Source organism: Buchnera aphidicola (Panaphis juglandis) (assembly GCF_964059065.1).
GTDB classification, from domain to species: domain Bacteria; phylum Pseudomonadota; class Gammaproteobacteria; order Enterobacterales; family Enterobacteriaceae; genus Buchnera_L; species Buchnera_L aphidicola_AM.
The window spans coordinates 218,925-239,175 of sequence record NZ_OZ060378.1 but is presented as its reverse complement, the minus strand read 5'-3'; the positions used below and the strand labels follow the sequence as shown (position 1 = coordinate 239,175).

The 20,251-nt window shown below is 23.1% G+C and carries 16 protein-coding genes; 6 read left to right on the top strand and 10 right to left on the bottom strand.

Features of this window, described 5'->3' with window-relative positions; translation table 11 throughout:
• Window positions 1-49: 49 nt before the first annotated feature.
• The 5 genes from pfkA to AB4W46_RS01085 all read right to left on the bottom strand — a co-directional run bounded on the left by pfkA (window position 50) and on the right by AB4W46_RS01085 (window position 6,604).
• Window positions 50-1,012 (bottom strand): 6-phosphofructokinase, encoded by a 963-nt coding sequence (gene pfkA, locus AB4W46_RS01105; protein WP_367678331.1) that lies wholly within the window; start codon window positions 1,010-1,012, stop codon window positions 50-52.
• 108 nt (window positions 1,013-1,120) lie between these two features.
• On the bottom strand, window positions 1,121-1,819 hold the full coding sequence (gpmA, locus tag AB4W46_RS01100; protein WP_367678330.1) for a 2,3-diphosphoglycerate-dependent phosphoglycerate mutase: 699 nt from the start codon (window positions 1,817-1,819) through the stop codon (window positions 1,121-1,123).
• Window positions 1,820-1,933: 114 nt separating this feature from the next.
• Window positions 1,934-3,097 carry a dihydrolipoyllysine-residue succinyltransferase gene (sucB, locus tag AB4W46_RS01095; protein ID WP_367678329.1) on the bottom strand — a complete coding sequence of 388 codons (1,164 nt, stop codon included), beginning with the start codon at window positions 3,095-3,097 and terminating at the stop codon, window positions 1,934-1,936.
• A 13-nt stretch (window positions 3,098-3,110) separates the two neighbouring features.
• Window positions 3,111-5,783 carry a 2-oxoglutarate dehydrogenase E1 component gene (locus AB4W46_RS01090; RefSeq protein WP_367678328.1) on the bottom strand — a complete coding sequence of 891 codons (2,673 nt, stop codon included), beginning with the start codon at window positions 5,781-5,783 and terminating at the stop codon, window positions 3,111-3,113.
• Window positions 5,784-5,860: 77 nt separating this feature from the next.
• Entirely contained in the window at window positions 5,861-6,604 is a 744-nt protein-coding gene (locus AB4W46_RS01085; RefSeq protein WP_367678327.1) for a Nif3-like dinuclear metal center hexameric protein, read from the bottom strand.
• 260 nt (window positions 6,605-6,864) lie between these two features.
• On the opposite strand from AB4W46_RS01085, the gene fldA reads away from it, so the two are divergent.
• A complete protein-coding gene (gene fldA, locus AB4W46_RS01080; protein ID WP_367678326.1) occupies window positions 6,865-7,395 on the top strand; it encodes a flavodoxin FldA in 531 nt (176 codons plus the stop codon).
• Window positions 7,396-7,506: 111 nt separating this feature from the next.
• On the opposite strand, the gene gap is transcribed toward fldA, so the two are convergent.
• Complete coding sequence (gene gap, locus AB4W46_RS01075; RefSeq protein ID WP_367678325.1) at window positions 7,507-8,514, bottom strand: type I glyceraldehyde-3-phosphate dehydrogenase; 1,008 nt, start codon at window positions 8,512-8,514, stop codon at window positions 7,507-7,509.
• A gap of 257 nt (window positions 8,515-8,771) precedes the next feature.
• On the opposite strand from gap, the gene AB4W46_RS01070 reads away from it, so the two are divergent.
• Window positions 8,772-10,814 carry a DEAD/DEAH box helicase gene (locus AB4W46_RS01070; protein ID WP_367678324.1) on the top strand — a complete coding sequence of 681 codons (2,043 nt, stop codon included), beginning with the start codon at window positions 8,772-8,774 and terminating at the stop codon, window positions 10,812-10,814.
• Window positions 10,815-10,819: 5 nt separating this feature from the next.
• On the top strand, window positions 10,820-11,860 hold the full coding sequence (locus AB4W46_RS01065) for a beta-propeller fold lactonase family protein (protein ID WP_367678695.1): 1,041 nt from the start codon (window positions 10,820-10,822) through the stop codon (window positions 11,858-11,860).
• A 114-nt stretch (window positions 11,861-11,974) separates the two neighbouring features.
• On the opposite strand, the gene bioA is transcribed toward AB4W46_RS01065, so the two are convergent.
• Complete coding sequence (gene bioA / locus AB4W46_RS01060) at window positions 11,975-13,261, bottom strand: adenosylmethionine--8-amino-7-oxononanoate transaminase (protein ID WP_367678323.1); 1,287 nt, start codon at window positions 13,259-13,261, stop codon at window positions 11,975-11,977.
• Between the two features lie 76 nt (window positions 13,262-13,337).
• Between bioA and bioB the strand changes: the two genes are divergently transcribed.
• Window positions 13,338-14,345 (top strand): biotin synthase BioB, encoded by a 1,008-nt coding sequence (bioB, locus tag AB4W46_RS01055; protein WP_367678322.1) that lies wholly within the window; start codon window positions 13,338-13,340, stop codon window positions 14,343-14,345.
• A gap of 80 nt (window positions 14,346-14,425) precedes the next feature.
• Window positions 14,426-15,094, top strand: a complete 669-nt coding sequence (gene bioD / locus AB4W46_RS01050; protein ID WP_367678321.1) for a dethiobiotin synthase — start codon at window positions 14,426-14,428, stop codon at window positions 15,092-15,094.
• Window positions 15,095-15,153: 59 nt separating this feature from the next.
• Here bioD and glyA read toward each other — a convergent pair whose 3' ends face one another.
• The 3 genes from glyA to rlmN form a co-directional block, all read right to left on the bottom strand.
• Window positions 15,154-16,404 carry a serine hydroxymethyltransferase gene (gene glyA / locus AB4W46_RS01045; RefSeq protein WP_367678320.1) on the bottom strand — a complete coding sequence of 417 codons (1,251 nt, stop codon included), beginning with the start codon at window positions 16,402-16,404 and terminating at the stop codon, window positions 15,154-15,156.
• Between the two features lie 94 nt (window positions 16,405-16,498).
• Window positions 16,499-17,773 (bottom strand): histidine--tRNA ligase, encoded by a 1,275-nt coding sequence (gene hisS / locus AB4W46_RS01040; RefSeq protein ID WP_367678319.1) that lies wholly within the window; start codon window positions 17,771-17,773, stop codon window positions 16,499-16,501.
• Window positions 17,774-17,831: 58 nt separating this feature from the next.
• Window positions 17,832-18,929: a 23S rRNA (adenine(2503)-C(2))-methyltransferase RlmN gene (rlmN, locus tag AB4W46_RS01035; protein WP_367678318.1), complete on the bottom strand. Its 1,098-nt coding sequence runs from the start codon at window positions 18,927-18,929 to the stop codon at window positions 17,832-17,834.
• A gap of 324 nt (window positions 18,930-19,253) precedes the next feature.
• On the opposite strand from rlmN, the gene trpD reads away from it, so the two are divergent.
• On the top strand, window positions 19,254-20,249 hold the full coding sequence (gene trpD / locus AB4W46_RS01030) for an anthranilate phosphoribosyltransferase (RefSeq protein WP_367678317.1): 996 nt from the start codon (window positions 19,254-19,256) through the stop codon (window positions 20,247-20,249).
• The last annotated feature ends 2 nt before the right edge of the window (window positions 20,250-20,251 follow it).

The following is a 20,251-nucleotide window of genomic DNA, read 5'->3' as shown; positions in this document are numbered from 1 at the left end:
TATTATCATAACATTATTCAGCGCCGGTTTTCTCCGGCACTAAAAATTATTAGTATAATTTTTTAGCAATTTTTAGCCAATGATGTTTAAATTTTTTTTTAATATTTTTTATGGAATTATCAATACTATAGTCAATAATTGTATCGTTTTTAATACCAATACATTTTCCGCTTGAACCATTTAAAATTTTTGCAATAGCATATGCCCCCATTCTTGATGCTAGAATACGATCATATGCTACTGGAGAACCACCTCTTTGAATGTGACCTAATATTGTTGCTCTAGTTGATCGTTGAGTATGTTTCTCAATATATCGAGCTAATTTTTCCACATCACAGATGCATTCTGTAATTGCTATAATAGCATGTTTTTTTCCGTTTTTTATACTTCTTTGAATTTCATTTAATAAATTTTGTTTTTTAAATGGTATTTCAGGTAATATAATGAACTCGCAACCACCAGCTATTGCTGCTGATAATGTTAAATCTCCACAAGTTCTTCCCATTACTTCCACAATAGATATTCTTTGATGAGAAGACGATGTATCTCGAAGACGATCAATGGCTTCTACTACAGTCTCTAATGCAGTAAAATATCCTATAGTATAATCTGTACCAAAAATATCGTTATCAATTGTTGCAGGTAATGTTATACATGGTACTCCTTGTTCAGTTAATTTTTTTGCACCCATGTATGAACCATCACCTCCAATAATAATTAATGCATCAATTTTTTTTTTATTTAAATTTTTTTTTGCAATTAATTGCATTTTTTTTTTACTGAATTCTGGAAATCTTGCTGATCCTAAAAAAGTCCCCCCACGATTAATCATATTTGATACACTATCTCGTGATAGTTGTATAATACGATTTTCGTATAACCCTAAATATCCATCATATATACCAAAAATTTCTAGTTTTTCACTTAAACCCGTTCTTACAACAGATCGAATAGCAGCATTCATTCCAGGAGCATCACCACCACTCGTTAGTACACCGATTCTTTTTATCATAATTAATCTTTAATATCAATCAGTATAAAAATGACAACATAAAATATTAATTCAAAATAGAATACATGACATCATATGTTATAAAATATAAAATCGTTATTATAATAATTACTCTTTTAAAAAAGAGTATTGTATTGGATATTGATCATTATTAAAATCATATATGATAGGAACACCAGTTGGAATGTGTAAATTATATACTTCATCATTACTTAAATTAGATACATGTTTTACTAAAGATCGTAAAGAATTTCCATGAGCAACAATTAAAACTCGTTGATTTTTTTGAATTTTTGAGATTATATATTTTTTCCAAAAAGGAATTAATCGTTTTAAAGTTAATTTTAAACTTTCAGCAGCAGGTATTTTTTTATAATCTAAATCATAATATCTTCTATCATAATACAAATTTAGATTTTTAGATTTTTCCATTTGAGGAGGAATAGCTTCAAAACTTCTACGCCATTCTTGAACTTGCTCTGAACCATAGGTTTCAATAATAGCTTCCTTATTCAAACCTTGAAGTTTACCATAATGTCTTTCATTTAAACGCCATGTTTTTTTAATTGGAATCCAAAATTGATCTAATTGATCTAATATGATCCATGAGGTATGAATAGCTCTTTTTAAAACTGAAGTGTAACAATAATCAAAAACAAATTTTCTTTTTTTTAGTAACTGTCCTGCACATTTTGCTTCATTTCGACCTTTTTCTGTCAATTCTACATCTGTCCATCCTGTAAATTGATTTAATTTATTCCATACACTTTCCCCATGTCTGATTAAAACTAATTGACCTGGTTGCATAATTTCTCCTTGAATTAAATTATATAAATGATTTATTTAAAAATATAACAGAACTATAAATATTAAAAAATTAAATTTTTATGTAATAATTGTATTGAAAATAATTATTATGTATTAAATATTTAATAAAATTCTTGAAAAATCTTCTAATATATTTTTTATCATATTTAAAAAACCCACCGCTTCTTTACCATCAATTAATCTATGATCATAAGATAATGCGATATACATCATAGGAGCAACAGTTATTTTATCTTTTATTACTATTACACGATCTTTAATCGCATGCATACCTAAAATAGCAGATTGTGGAGGATTTAAAACTGGGGTTGAAAATAATGAACCAAACGTTCCTCCATTAGTAATAGTAAAATTTCCACCTATTAAATCTGATAATTCTAATTTTCCCTCATTTCCTTTTAATAAAAAATATTTAATTTTTTTTTCTATTTCAAACATAGACATAAGATCTGCATTTTTTAAAATTGGTGTCACAAGTCCTTTAATGGTAGAAATTGCAATATTAATATCAAATGTTTTATGATATATAATATCATTATTATCAATTTTAGCATTAATTTCTGGAAAATACTTTAAAGATTCTACAACTGCTTTAACAAAAAAAGACATTAAACCTAATCGTATACAATATTTTTTTTCAAAAATATCACGGTATTTATTACGAAGATTAAGAATTGATTGCATATTAACTTCATTAAATGTTGTTAACATCACAGTATTACGGACTGTTTGTAATAAACGTTGTGTAATCCTTTTACGAATTAAAGTCATTGGAACACGATTTTCATCTTTTATATGAGATTTTTTTAAATTTTCTTTGATTTGAACTTCTTTATTTTGTTCAATATTATGACTGAAATTATTATTGTTATTTTTAATTTTCTTTAAATAACATTTCCTACGAATTGAAGGACTATAATAATTTTCTTTTTGGTTATTAAATTTTATATCAGGAGTAAAAATATCTTTTTTACTTTTTTTTTCTTTTTTGTTTTTTTTATATTTTGATTCATTATTAATTTCTTCAATATAACCTAAAATTTGTCTATTTTTAACAACAGTATTTTCTGGTGCTGATATTTTTATTAATTTTCCAGAAAATTCTGATGGTATTTCTAAAATAACTTTTTCTGTTTCAATATCTACCAATACCTCATCTATTTTTATTATATCATCAATTTTTTTGTGCCATTTAATAACTGTAGCACTATTAATAGATTCTGGTAATTCAGGTACTAAAATAGTTTTTTGTTTCATATTGTATGTCTCTTTATGTAATCTGTAGTGCTTCAAAAATTATTTTTTTATGTTGTTTTTTATGCATAAATATGCATCCTACTGCAGAAGCTGCTAGGGATTTTGGTCCAATATATTTTAAAATAACAGATTTAGGAAGTATTTTATAAAATTGATGGTATATATAATACCAGGGTCCTTGATTTTTGGGTTCCTCTTGACACCAGTATATATATTTAATATTTTTAAAATTATTTATATATTTTAGTATTTCTTTTTTAGGAAATGGATATAATTGCTCAATTCGAATTAAAAAAATGTTTAATAAATTCCTCTCACGTCTTGAATTTAGTATTTCATAATATATTTTTCCAGAACAAAAAATTATTTTTTTAACACTTTTTATATTCAAAATATCAATTTCATTAATTACAGTCTTAAAAGAACCATTTTTAATATCTTCAAAAGAAGATTTTGATAATTCATGTCTTAATAATGATTTTGGGGTTAAAATAATTAAAGGCTTTATAATACTAGATAAAGCTTGTTTCATTAGCAAATGATACATTTGTGAAGCAGTAGAAGGTATACATAATTGCATGTTATTTTCAGAACATAATTGTAAAAAACGTTCCACTCGAGCTGAAGAATGTTCAGGACCTTGTCCTTCATAACCATGAGGTAAAAATAATATTAAATTGGATTTAACTCCCCATTTTTGTTCACTAGAACTTATAAATTGATCAATTACAATTTGAGCCCCATTAACAAAATCACCAAATTGTGCTTCCCAGATATTTAATACATTATGTGATTCAATAGAATAACCATATTCAAATGCAAGAGTTGCTTCTTCTGATAAAACAGAATTACAAATATGAAATTTTCCTTTTATATTTTTTATATTTTGTAAAGGAATATAATTTTTACCACTATTTTGATCATATACTATGGCATGTCGATGAAAAAATGTTCCACGAGCAACATCTTCTCCGGATAATCGACATGATATTCCATGAGATAAAATATTAGCATATGCAAGATTTTCTGCAGCCCCCCAATCGAAATGAATTTTTTCTATTGCCATATCATATCTTAATTGATATATTTTATGAACACGATCATGTAATTTTATATCCTTTGGAATGATATTAATTTGTTGTGCTAATGTATTAATATTAATATGGGTTACTATATTTTTTTTTATAATTGATGATTTATTTTTTTTTTCATTTTGATAATTTATGGATTTTTTTACGATATTTATTTTTTGACGTTGTTTTTTTATTTCATTTTTTAAAAAATTTTTGCAAATAATTTTATGAAAATACAATTTTTGAGAATAAATTCTGCAGACAGTAGGATGATTTCTTATAATATTATACATTAATGGTTGTGTTACATAAGGTTCATCTGCTTCATTGTGACCGTGTCTTCGATAACAAACTAAATCTATAAAAACATCTTTTTTAAAACATAATCGAAAATCTAAAGCTAATTTAGTAATAAATATTACAGATTCTGGATCATCAGCATTAACATGAAATACTGGAGCTTGTATCATTTTTGCAATATCAGTACAATATTTACTTGATCTCATTTCTTTAATTTTAGAAGTTGTAAAACCAATCTGATTATTGATAATGATATGTAGTGTACCACCTACATTATAATGTGTTGCTTGTGACATATTTAACAATTCTTGATTCACACCTTGACCAATAATTGCAGCATCCCCATGAATGTTAATAGGTAACACAACATTAGTATTTTTTGTATTTAAATTATCAATGTATGCTTTTGAAGATCCCATAACAACAGGATTAATGATTTCTAAGTGTGAAGGATTAAATTTTAAATCAATATCAATTGATTGATTATCAAAATAAATTTTTTTTCTCATACCAGAATGATATTTCGCATCTCCACTACCAAAAAAATTCTGATATGTTTCAGAAAATTCATGACATAAATTTTTAATATTTTTATTAAGAATATTTACTAAAACATTTAATCTTCCTCTATGAGCCATACCAATAATAATTTTTGATATATAATTATTACTAGAATAATTAATAATATATTTTATCATAGGAATTAATACGTCTGCACCTTCTAATGAAAATCTTTTTGAACCTGGAAATTTAGTATTTAAATATTTTTCAAATATTTCTGATTTAATTAAACCTTTTAATATATCAATTTTTTTATCATTTTTTAATTTAAATTTTAAAAAATTATTTTCTAAATATTCCTGTATCCATATTCTTTCTTTAAAATTCTCAATATACATGTATTCTATTCCAATAGAACCACAATATATTTTTAATAAGTCATCATATTGTATATCAAATTCTTTTTTTTTAGTATTTTTTAAAATTTTATGTAATAATAAATCCTCATATAATTTTTTATTCATAGAGGAATTTTTTAATGGATTAAATTGAGAATAATTATGACCATAATTTCTAATAAAATTAAGAATATGAAATTTTTCATACTTAAGATTATCACGTAAAGTTTGAGATGAATCATTTAAATCATTTTCATTATAAAAAAAATTCTTATAGTTTTCGAAAATATTTTTCCAATAATCGGAAACCGAATTTGGATTTCTTAAAAAATCTTGATAAATTTTTTCAAGATAAAATTGATTACAATTCTGAATATTTAAAATCTTCAATGAAAAAGGAACATCTTTATTCATAAAATCCCTATCAATGATTATAATGAAATAAGTAACATTTTATAAAATTATTTAATTAAAAATATAAATATATTAATTTATATAGGATTATAAACATCAAAAAATTCAACATGTAAATTATGTTTTTTAATTAACCAATCTCCTAATGCTTGTATTCCATAACGTTCTGTTGAATAATGGCCAACAGAAAAAAAATTAATGTTATTTTCTTTTGCAAAATATATTGTATCTTCAGAAGCTTCACCAGTTAAAAATGAATCTAAATTAAAATTCAATACATTTTTTAAAAAATTTTGTCCTTTGCCACTACACCAAGCAATATTATGAATAACATTTTTAATGTTTGTGCTAAAATATATAGGTTTATTAAAAAATAACAATTCAAGTTTCTTATATAAATCCTGTACTGTAATTGATGAAAAAAATTTACCCCATAATACAAAATCATTAATTTTACCCAAAATATTAATATTTAATTTCTTTGCAATTTGAACATTATTTCCCAATTCTGGATGTACATCTAAAGGAAAATGCCAATTATAAACATTAATATTATTTAATAAAATTTTATGTAATCGTTTTCTTTTATTATAAATAATTCTTTGTGATTCATTTTTCCAAAAAAATCCATGGTGAACAATAATTGCTTGTGCTTTTTTATATACAGCAAAATCAATTAATTCCTGACATATGCTAACTCCAGTAATAATTTTATAAATACTGGAAGAACCTTCAATTTGTAAACCATTAGGTATAATATCTACAAGATTATGATGAAATAGTTTTTTATTAATTACTTTTTCTAGTTCAAAATTATTCATATTAACCTTTTCATCAATTATATAATATTTATAGAATTACGATATTAATTTTATTAAATTTAAATTCCTGTATATTTATATAAGAATTCATGAATATGAATAAAATAAAATATTAAATTAATATCATACTAAATTTTATATGTAATATTTTATAAAAATTTTATTATCTCATACTTACATTTATAATAAACGTAATATGAAATTATGTTTCAAAAAAATTTTTATGAAATAATTTAAATGATTAATTATAGGATAAAAAAATGGAAAAAATAGGAATTTTTTTTGGAAGCGATACAGGAAATACTGAAAAAATTGCAAAAATAATACAAAAAAAAATAGGTAAGAAAAAATCTTTAGTTTATGATATATCTAATTCTAAAATAGAAGATATAAATAATTTTAGTATTTTAATATTTGGAATACCCACTTGGTATTATGGTGAAGTACAATGTGATTGGGATGATTGGTTACCTAAATTAGAAAAAATGAACTTTAAAAATAAAATTATTGGGTTATTTGGTTGTGGAGATCAAGAGGATTATAGCGAATATTTTTGTGATGGTATGGGTACTCTATATAAAATCCTCAAAAAAAAAAATGCAACTTTAATTGGAAAATGGCCAACCGAAGGATATAATTTTGAATCTTCTAAAGCATTACTGAATAAAAAATATTTTGTAGGTTTAGTTATTGATGAAGACAGACAAGAAGACAAAACAATTTCAAGAATTGAAATTTGGTTAAAAAATTTTTTTATTGAATTAAAAGAAAATAAAAAATTGTATACTTAATTATTTAAGCATCAGTTTTAAAAATTAAAAAATTAATTTTAATAAAAATACAGCATGTAATAATTTTATAAATTAAACATGCTGTTTCAAAATTTAATATTAGTTCTTTATTTACTGCATAATAAAAACCGCTAAATCTAATACTTTATTTGAATAAGCTGTTTCATTATCATACCATGATACTAATTTCACAAAATTGTCATTTAAAGATAATCCAGATTTTGAATCAAAAATTGATGTCACATGTGATCCATTAAAATCAGTTGATACAACTTCATCTTCTGTATATCCAATAATATTTTTCATATAAGTTTGAGAAGCATGTTTTACTATTCTACAAATATTGTTATAACTAGTTTTTTTGAATAAACGTACTGTCAAATCAACAACAGAAACATTAGGAGTTGGAACACGAAATGCAATACCAGTTAATTTACCAGATAATTCTGGTAAAACTTTTCCAACAGCAACAGCAGCTCCAGTAGATGAAGGTATAATATTCTGTAATGCACCTCGACCTCCTCTCCAATCTTTTTGTGAAGGTGAATCAACAGTTTTTTGAGTTGCAGTAGTAGCATGTACGGTTGTCATTAATCCTTCACGAATTCCAAAATTTTCGTGTATAACCTTTGCTAATGGAGCTAAACAATTTGTAGTACACGAAGCATTAGAAATAATTTTTTGATTTTCATAATGATTTAAATTGACACCACAAACAAACATTGGTATATCATCCTTAGTTGGAGCAGTGATGATTACTTTTTTTGCTCCAGATAAAAGATGTTTTTTAGCTTGTTCTTTATTCAAGAAAATTCCAGTAGATTCTATTACAACATCTGTATTTAAATCTTTCCATGGAATTTGTTCAGGATTACTTTTAGAAAATATTCTAATTTTTTTATTATTTACTAGTATGAAATCTTTTTTAATTTCAATAGTTCCATTAAAAATTCCATGTGTTGAATCAAATTTTAACATATATGCTATATAGTTAATATCTAATAAATCATTAATACCAACAATTTCAATATTTTTTCTTTGTTGAGCCATTCTAAATACAATTCTTCCAATTCTACCAAAACCATTTATTCCAACTTTAATTGTCATATTATATACCATATAAAATATTAATTATGAAATTTATATATAAAAATATTTAAAATAAAATTATTAAAAATATTAATATTTAAAATTTTTATTATAATATTTATTATAATATTTTTTTAGAATATTTCATATCATAATATTCATTACATAATCGTATTATAAAAATATTATAAATCATATCATATTAAAAAAATTAAATATCATACGTAATATCATATATTCATATTAATCACAATAATAATATATTTTATAATAATAATTAAATATTTATGAAAGATTATCATACATTTCAATTACAGAAAAACTCACTTGTTATGCATTTAAAATATGGAATTGGAAAATATCAAGGTATTAGTACAATTACATGCAATAATATTCCATCAGAATATTTAACTTTGTTGTATGCAGAAAATGCGAAATTATATGTTCCAATTTCACAAATATATTTAATTTCAAGATATCATAATTATGATTATGATGAAAATGTTCATTTAAATAAATTAGGTTGTTCGAAATGGAAAAACGAAAGAGATAAAATATTTAATAAAATAAATGATCTTGCAGTTAAAATATTAGATAGCCATGCACAACGTGCGTTAAATCCTGGTTTTTCATTTCATAACAACCTTGAAAAATATAAAATATTTTGTCATGATTTCCCTTTTCAAATGACTAGAGATCAAAATATTGTCATAAATGAAGTATTGTCTGATATGAGTAAAAAAACTCCAATGAATCGATTGATTTGTGGTGACGTTGGTTTTGGTAAAACTGAAATTGCTATTCGAGCATCTTTTGTTGCGGTAAATAATCAAAAACAAGTAATTATTTTAGTACCAACAACATTATTAGCACAACAACATTACAAAAATTTTAAAAATCGTTTTTTAAAATATAATATCAAAGTTGATATTTTATCCAGATTTCAATCAAAAAACGAACAATTAAATTGTATAAAGAATATGAGTAAAGGATACACAAATATTATTATTGGAACTCATAAAATTTTATTTAATACACTAAAATGTTATGATTTAGGTCTTTTAATTATTGATGAAGAACACAGATTTGGTGTTTCTCAAAAAGAAAAAATTAAAAAAATTTTTCCTAACATTGATATTTTAATGTTAACTGCAACACCTATTCCAAGAACATTGAATATGTCAAAATATGGAATATATGACTTATCTATTTTGTTAACTCCCCCAAAAAATAGATTACCTATTAAAACTTTTATTAAAAATAAAAGTAATATGTTGATTAGGAAAATTATTTTATTTGAAATATCAAGAAATGGTCAAATATACTATATTTGTAATAAAATTCAAAATTTAGAAAAAAAACTTCAAAAACTCAAAAAATTAGTTCCAGAATCAAAATTTAAAATTGGTCATGGTCAAATGAACGGAAAAGTTTTAAAAAATATTATGCAGGATTTTTATGAAAAAAAATTTGATGTATTAATATGTACTACAATTATAGAAACTGGTATTGACATACCAACAGTAAATTCCATTATTATTGAACATGCAAATTTTTTTGGTTTAGCTCAACTTCATCAAATGAGAGGACGAGTAGGAAGATCTGAAATACAATCTTATGCATGGTTATTAATATCAAAAAAAAATAAGATGTCATTACATAATAAAAAAAGATTAAAAATAATAGAATCTATTAAAGATTTTAAATCTGGTTTAGAATTATCAAAACATGATTTAAAAATTCGAGGTGTAGGAGAAATATTTGGAAAACATCAAAGTGGGCACATGAAAAATGTTACCTTATTATTATATAAACAGTTAATACATAAAACGATAAAATATATTAAAAATAATAAAAGATTATCATTAGAAACATTGAAAAATCAACAACCAAAAATAAAATTATTTATTCCAACTATTATTCCAAATAAATACATCACAGATATTAATACAAGATTATTTTTTTATACAAAAATTTTTTCTGTCAATACAGAAGAAAATCTACTAAAAATTAAAAAACAATTAATACATAAATTTGGACCAATACCTATAGAAGTTGAAAATTTAATTTCAAAAATAAAAATTAAATTTTTATTGAATAATATTGGAATCATTAATCTTCAATCTGATAAAAATGGAGGTCAAATTAAATTTTCTAAAATAAATAAATTCATTAATATTCATAAATTTATAAAAATTTGTGAAACAGAATTTAAAAAATGGAAAATTAGTAATCAATATATTTTGAATTATTTATATTACATATCTGATGATAATAAAAGAATATTATGGATATTAAATTTTTTAAAAAAATTAAATAATAACACTTAAAATATATTATATATTTTTATAATACTTTTATTGGATCATATATGAAACAAATTATTTATATAGTATCAGCTGGAAACCAATCTATCGAAGTATGGGAATTATTACATACAGGAAAAATGAATCTAATTCAAAAGATTGGAACAAATCATAATGAGGGTCAACCTTTATCTATTTCATGGAAACGTAAGAAACTATATGTTGGAACTAGACCAGAATACAGTATTATTACGTATGATATTTTAAAAAGTGGGATATTAAAAAAAATAGGAATTACTAAAATTCCATACAGTTCAAATTATATTAACATAGATGATGAATCTAATCTTTTATTTTGTGGATATTATCATTCAGGTTGTATAACGATGCATGAAATTCAAAATAACCACTGTCCGTCATTACCAATTCAAATTGTTCATAACATTAAAGGTTGTCATTCAATTCATATAGATTCGTACCATAAAATATTATTTATTCCAGCATTATTAAAAAATAATATTTATGTATATTCTTTTCAAAAAAATTCAGAAAAAATTTTTTATTTAAAAAAAATGAATAGTATAAAATGCTTACATAATAGTGGGCCAAGACATGCAGATATTCATAAAAATAATAATTTTTTATACAGTTTGAATGAATATAATGCAACCATTGATGTGTGGAAAATAAACCATGAATTTTATCATCTGCAACATATTCAAAATGTAAATTTATTTTTTTCTGAAATGAATATAAAATCTTTTTGGTCATCCGATATTCATACTACAAAATGTGGTAAATATTTATATGCTTCTGATAGAAAACAAAACACCATCACCGCTTTTAAGATTAATAAAGACAATACATTAAATATAATAAATGTTTTTAATACTGTTCAACAGCCTAAATCATTTGTCATTGATAAACATGATAAATATTTAATCGTTGCTGGACAAAAATCAAATACTGTTTCTGTATATAATATTTTAAAAGATAATGGTTTTTTAAAATTATTAAATACTTATGATGTTGGTAAAAATCCAACATGGATTACATGTCATCATATTTAACATAATTTCTTATATTATACAATTATAATGATAATTTATGAAGATTATAAAAATTACTATATCTTATTATAATTAAGATATAGTAAATAATATACAATAAATATTAAAATAATTTCATAAAAATAAAGTGTTATTTTGTATTGCATATTTAATCGTTGTAATAATTTTTTTTAAATGATGCGTTTTAATAATATATGGAGGAGTTAAATAAAGAATATTTTGAAAGGGTCTAATCCATACTCCATGATTAACAAAAAATTTTTGTATTAGTGTTACATTAATGAAACTATAGAATTCAATAACTGCAATTGCACCAAGAATTCTTATTTGTACAATACGTGGATGATTAATTAATGGTAATAATTTTTTTTTAAAAAATTCTTCAATACGACGTACTTGTATTTTCCATTTTTGTGTACGTAGTATCGATATATTTTTACTAGCAACTGAACAAGCTAAAGGATTACCCATAAATGTAGGTCCATGCATAAATTTATAAGGATAATGATTACTAATAACATCAGCAATTTTTTTTGTTGTAACAGTAGCAGCTAAAGTCATCATTCCTCCAGTTAATGCTTTACCTAAACAAAGTATATCCGGAACTATATTAGAATGTTCGAATGCAAACATTTTTCCAGTACGACCAAAACCAGTAGCAATTTCATCCAAAATTAACGGAATATTGTACATATTACACAATAATCGTACTTTTTTTAAATATTCAGGATGGTAAAATTTCATTCCACCTATCCCTTGAACAATTGGTTCTAAAATTACTGCAATAATTTTTGATTTATATTGTATAATTAGATTCATAAAAGAAGAAATATCATTATTTTTCCAAGAATCTGTAAAAGATAATTCGGGTTGTTGAGCAAATAAGTTTTTTGGTAACACTGTATTATATAAACTGTGCATAGAAATAATAGGATCACAAATAGACATTGATGAAAATTTATCACCATGATACCCATGACGAATGGTTAAAAAATATTTTTTAGTATGATTTATTGTATTACAATACTGTATTGCCATTTTCATAGCTACTTCAATGGAAACAGAACCAGAATCACATAGAAAAATACATTCTAATTTTTTAGGTAATATTTTTATTAATTCTTTACATAATTTAATTGCAGGGGCATGAGTTAAACCTCCAAACATCACGTGCGACATTTTATTTATTTGTTGTATTGCTGCATTATTTAAGGGTTGAAAATTATAACCATGAATAGCAGACCACCATGATGACATTGCATCAATTAATTTTATATTGTTATTTAATTTTAAATATACTCCGTGAGCAGAAGAGACAAAATATCGAGTAACAGATTTTTTCATGGAATCATATGGATGCCAAATATGTTGTAAATCAAATTTTAAATCATTTTTTTTCATAATGAAAATATGTAATAAATTGATTTTTTTATTATAAAATATTTATTTATAAAATATAATTTTTACGGAAAACGACATGAACAAAAAATGGGAAGTAAAAAAAATTCATGAATTATTTAAACAACCGTTTTTAAATTTAATGTATCAAGCACAAACTGTTCATAGAAATCATTTTGATCCTCATGAAATTCAAATAAGTACATTACTTTCTATTAAAACAGGTTTATGTCCAGAAGATTGTAAATATTGCGCTCAAAGTTCTAGATATAAAACAAATATAAAAAATGAAAAACTATTAGATACTGAAAAAGTTTTAAAAGAAGCGGAAAAAGCAAAAAATTTAGGATCAAACAGATTTTGCATGGGGGCTGCATGGAAAAAACCAAAAGATCGTGATATGCCATATTTATTAAATATTATAAAAAAAATTAAAAATATGGGAATGGAAACTTGTATGACACTAGGTTCAATTAATAAAAATCAAGCAATACAATTAGCTGATGCCGGATTAGATTTTTATAATCACAATTTAGATACTTCTCCAAAAATGTATAAAAAAATCATTACTACTAGAAAATATCAAGATCGATTAGATACATTAAACATAATTAGAAAATCTGGAATAAAAGTTTGTTCAGGTGGCATATTAGGATTAGGAGAAAAAAACATTGACCGAGCTGAATTATTAGCACAACTCGCTAATTTGAATCCACCTCCTGAAAGTATACCAATTAATATGTTAGTGAAAATCAAAGGAACCCCTATGGAAAATAATCATGTAATTAATACTTTTGATTTTATAAAAACTATTGCTGTTACTCGAATTGTAATTCCTAAATCTTACATACGACTCTCTGCAGGTCGAGAAGCCATGAATAAAAATATGCAAGCTATGTGTTTTATGGCAGGAGCAAATTCTATTTTTTATGGATGTAAATTATTAACAAAAAATAATAATACAGAAAAAGAAGATATTGAATTATTTAAAATGTTAGATTTATATCCAAAAAAACATGTTATAAATCATGACGAAAAAGATATAAAAATTTTTAATAAAAATAAAAAATATTACAATGCCATATAAAAAATAATATATTAATGATAATATTAAAGTTATTTTAATAAAAATTCTCGTAATTTTCAGTAAATACTCAAGTAAAGAATATGATTAAAAAATGGTTTTTAACTGGAACAGATACTAACGTTGGAAAAACAATAGTATCCGGTATTATATTAAAAAAAGCATCAAATATTGGATTCAATACAGCAGGATACAAACCAATTGCATCTGGTTGCATTAAACAAATGAAGCATTTTAAAAATTATGATGCAGTATATTTAAAAAAAAACAGCACTGTACAATTAACATATGAAAAAATCAACCCATTTTTTGTGAATAATAATTTTCCACCAAATTTTTTTTTTGATAACGATCAAAAAATTAGTTTAAAAAAAATATCTCATCATTTACAATATATTGAAAAATTATCAAACTGGATCATTATCGAGGGTGTAGGAGGTTGGTATACACCAATTTATAAAAAAATTAAATTATCAGATTGGGTAAAAAAAGAAAATCTACCAGTAATAATTGTAGTTGCAATAAAATTAGGATGTATTAATCATGCTATTTTAACTTATAAAGCAATTATTCAATGCGGGTTAAAATGTTCTGGATGGTACGCTAATTTTATGAAAAATACAAAAAATTCTTTAAAATATATTAACACCATCAAAAGATACATGAATATTCCATTTTTAGGTATTATTCCACACATTCATAATATACACAATTTTTCTGTTGAAAATATTAATATCATTTTACCAAAATAATACAATATTTATAAAATATAAATATAGTTATGTGTTTTATTCATAACTATATTTAAATATTATTTATATATAGGGTATTTTTTGCATAAATCTAAAACATTTTTCTTAATATTTAATATTTTTTTAGAATTTTTATAATCATTAATAATCTCTATCATCCACTCAGATAACATTTTTGATTCTTTTTCCTGAAAACCACGACGCGTGATTGCAGGTGTTCCAATACGAATACCAGAAGTAGTAAAAGGATTATGTACATCATTTGGAATGCTATTTTTATTAACAATAATATTGCACAAACTTAATGCATCCTCTATTGCTTTACCTGTAGTATTTTTATTAATTAAATTTATTAAAAATAAATGATTTTCTGTTCCATTAGAAATAATGTTAAAATCATTTTTTAAAAATACTTCTACCATAGCTTTAGAATTTTTTAAAATTTGATTTTGGTAATTTTTAAATTCTGGATGCAAAGCTTCTTTAAATGCAATTGCTTTGGCAGCAATAACATGCATAAGTGGACCACCCTGACTACCTGGAAATACTGAAGAATCTAGTTTTTTATAAAACTCTTTACTTTTATTTTTTGAAAGAATTAAACCACCTCTTGGTCCTGCTAAAGTTTTATGTGTGGTAGTTGTTACTACGTCAGCATATTCTATTGGACTTGGATATAAACCTGTTACAATTAAACCAGATACATGAGAAATATCAGCTAACAAATAAGCATTAACACTATCTGCAATTTCTTTCATTATTTTCCAATTAATTATTTTTGAAAAAGAAGAAAATCCTCCAATAATCATTTTTGGTTTATTTTTTTTTGCAATACGCTCTAAATCATTATAATCAATATCACCTTTTTTATCTAAACCATATGAAATAGATTGATATATCTTACCAGAAAAATTTACTGGAGCACCATGTGTCAAATGGCCTCCATGTGATAAACTCATACCTAAAATTTTATCCCCAGGATTTAATAGTGCTAAATATACAGAAAAATTTGCTTGTGAACCAGAATGAGACTGAACATTTGCATAATCTGCATTAAATAGTATTTTTGCGCGATCAATAGCTAATTCTTCAATATTATCCACAACACTACAACCACCGTAGTATCTTTTACTTGAATAACCCTCTGCATATTTATTCGTTAATTGTGAACCTTGTGCTTGCATTACTGAAATACTAGCGTAATTTTCTGAAGCAATTAATGAAATATATTTTTCTTGTCTAATTGATTCTTGTTTTATATAATTTAATGTTTTAATATCAGATATTTTATTAAATATTTTATATGACACAATACTGAACTCCAAAATATAATATTATAAAATTTAAAATTTATTAAAATAATACTCATCGATAATAATTTATATAAATAAAAAAATTATTACTCTAATAAAAAATTTCATTAATTTTATTAAAAATATTATCTATATGAATTTCTTGAAAAGTTTTTTTTTTAATATGATGAATTTTAATTATACCATATTGTAATTGTTTTTCATCAATAAACAATATGATTTTAGTAGAATATTTTTTCAAATTTTTTAAGATTTTACTAAAATTCATAGGTTGAAATTCAACTAATATTTTTAATTTTGATGCTATATTTCTTAAATTTTCTGTAAAATGATATACATAATTTTTAATAAGGAATGATGAAAAAAATATATAAATATCTGATTCTTTTTTTTTTTTTGATGTAATGAGACATGAATTTAATAATAACAATAAACGTTCCATTCCCATTGCTAAACCAATAGCTGGAGTTTTTGGACCACCTAATAAATTCACTAAATTATCATATCTACCACCAGCACATATAGTATTTTTTGATCCCAAATATTTTGTTTTCCATTCAAAAACAATGTCATTGTAATAATCTAATCCACGTACTAATCGATAATTAATATTGTATGAAATATTTAAATCAGTCATATGATTACATAATTCTTGAAATTTATTTTTATTTTTTTTATCAACGAAATCCATTAACTTAGGTGCTTGTAGTAATAGTTTCTGAATATTATCATTCTTACTATCTAAAATTCTTAATGAATTTTTTTCTAATTTATGTAAAGAATTTTCATCTAATACAGATTGGTGTTTTTTTAAAAAATCATTTAACACCATTTGATATTTTTTTCTATTTAAAATAGATCCAATTGAATTAATTTCCAAAGTTAAATATTGTAAAATTCCCAGTTTTTTTAAAAATCTATTAATTAACATTATTAATTCTAACTCTATATCTAATTCTGAAAATCCAAAGGTTTCAATTCCAAATTGATAAAATTGACGATATCTTCCTTTTTGAGGTCGCTCATACCTAAACATAGGTCCATAATACCATAATTTTTGTTTTTTATTATGTAATAAATGATTTTGAATCACTGATCGAACACAACTTGTTGTTGCTTCTGGTCGTAATGTGAAACTTATTCCATTTTTATCATTAAAAGAATACATTTCTTTACCAATGATATCAGTATTATTTCCAATAGTTCTTTTAAACAAATCAGTTTTCTCTAAAATTGGTAACCTAATTTCTGAATAACCATAATTAAAAAGTATTTTTTTGAATAAATTTTCTATTTTATTCCACAGTAAAACTTCTTGTGGTAAACAATCATGCATACCTTTTATAGATTTAATAAAATTGTTCACTAAATTTTCCTATTACAATATAATTTTTTTTAAAACGTCTATATTTAAAAAAATTATATTAAACTGATTGTATAGAATCAATACTAATAGTTGATAATTGACCGCATGCTGCCTGAATATCATGTCCTCTCTTTTTACGAATAGTTACAGTGAAACCTTTTTTAACCATAAAACAAAAAAAATCATTTATTTGAGAAAATAAACTACATGAAAAATTTGAATTTGGAAAATAATTCCATGGAATCAAATTAATTTTGCTAGGTATATTTTTTAAAAGTATCGATAATTCTTTTGCATGAAGTAAAGTATCATTGATATTTTTTAACATTACATATTCTATAGTAATTCCATTTTTATTTAATTTGGATATTTTTAAAAAACGTTTTATTGAAGATAATAAAGATTTAATACTATATTTATAATTTACTGGCATTAACTTATTTCTTAAAATATCATTAGATGCATGTAATGAAATTGCCAACTTTACATCCATAATTTTGGATAATTTGTCTAAAGCTGGGACAATACCTGATGTTGATACGACAACTTTTTTTTTTGAAAAATTTAATCCATTTTTATCAAAAATAATATTTAATGAACAAATAAGATTTTTAAAATTTAATAATGGTTCCCCCATACCCATCATTACTATATTAGTAATGGGGTGATACATTAATTGATTTTTATAATTAATGCATTTATAAGCCATTAAAATCTGACCAATTATTTCTGAAACTAACAAATTTCTATGAAATCCCTGCATACCAGTAGAACAAAATTGACAATTTAAAATGCAACCTATTTGCGATGATAAGCACAATGTCCCTCTTTTTTTTTCAGGTATATATACTGTTTCAAAAATTCCATTTTCAGAATTTATTATCCATTTAATCGTATGATCTTCAGAAATTACTTCATTAACAAATTTTGGTATTTGTATCACACTAATTTTTTTTAGTTTATTTCTTAATTTATAAGAGAAATTAGTCATTTTATCAAAATCATGACAAAATTTTTGATACATCCATATCATAATTTGATCTACTCGAAATGATTTTTCATTAATAGAACTAAAGAAATCATTCATTTTTTTACGATCAAAATTTAATAAATTAAACTTATTTAAAAAAAAATTTTTTTTTACTATATTATCCATAATCAATTTATTATTTATTTTTATATATTAAAAATAATGTATCATAAAAAAAGAAATGCATTTAAGTATTTTATAATGTATAAAATCATTATTATAATCATTTAATTTTGATACAAATATCATTAAAAGTAAAAATATGATATCAATTAGAATTTATGATGATACTATTATTTTTATTTTATAAATTAAATATATGAAATAATTATAGTTACAACAGAAATTTAAAAATATGTTATATTTTATTATGAATTAATTTATAATAAATTATTCAAAATAGTATATAATATCATTAATATTACCTTTGTATTATAATTCAATGATATCATGAAAAAAATTTTTAAAAAACTGTATTCATTAAAACAACTAAATGAAATAGAAAGTTATAATTTATTTCAAAACATTATTCATAAAAAAATATCGTCTATTGAAATTTCTGCTGCTCTTGTTTCAATAAAAATGAGATCAATTTCCATTAATGAAATAATTGGTGCAGTTAAAGCATTTAATAAAAATATGGTATTTTTTAAAAAACCAAAATATCAATTTGCAGATATTGTTGGAACTGGTGGTGATGATATAAATACTATTAATATTTCTACATTAAGTGCTTTATTAGGTTCATCATTAGGTTTAAAAATTATTAAACATTGTAATAAAGGCGTATCCAGTTCATTAGGATCATCAGATATATTAAAAATAAATAATATTAAAATTCATAAATCTTATAAAAAAATAAAAAATCAACTAGATAACAATAATGTTTGTTTTATATATGCCCCTAATTATCATTCTGGTTTCCAAAATGTATCAAAAATTAGAAAACAACTTAATACAAGAACTATCTTTAATATATTAGGACCATTACTTAATCCATCACACCCAGATCTTGCAGTGATTGGTGTTTATTCTAAAAATCTAATGAAACCAATTTCACATATCGTTCGTCAATTAAATTATGAAAAAGTAATGATCATTAATAGCGATGATATTGACGAAGTAACATTGCATCACTATACCAATGTTATAGAAATCAATTATGATGAAATTAGTTCATACAGATTATACCCAGAAGATTTTGGAATTAATAAAATATCAAATTATTATTTAAAAAATAATAATATCAAAAAAAACTGTAAAATCTTTAATGATATTTGTAAAGGTATTGGTGATATAAAATACCGATATTTAATATCTATAAATACAGCAGTTTTATTAAATGTTTTTGGTTATGATGATCTTCAAAAAAATACGAAAATTGCTTTTCAAGAACTCAATAACGGAATAATCGAAAAACATATCAAAAAAATTCAAAGAGTATGATT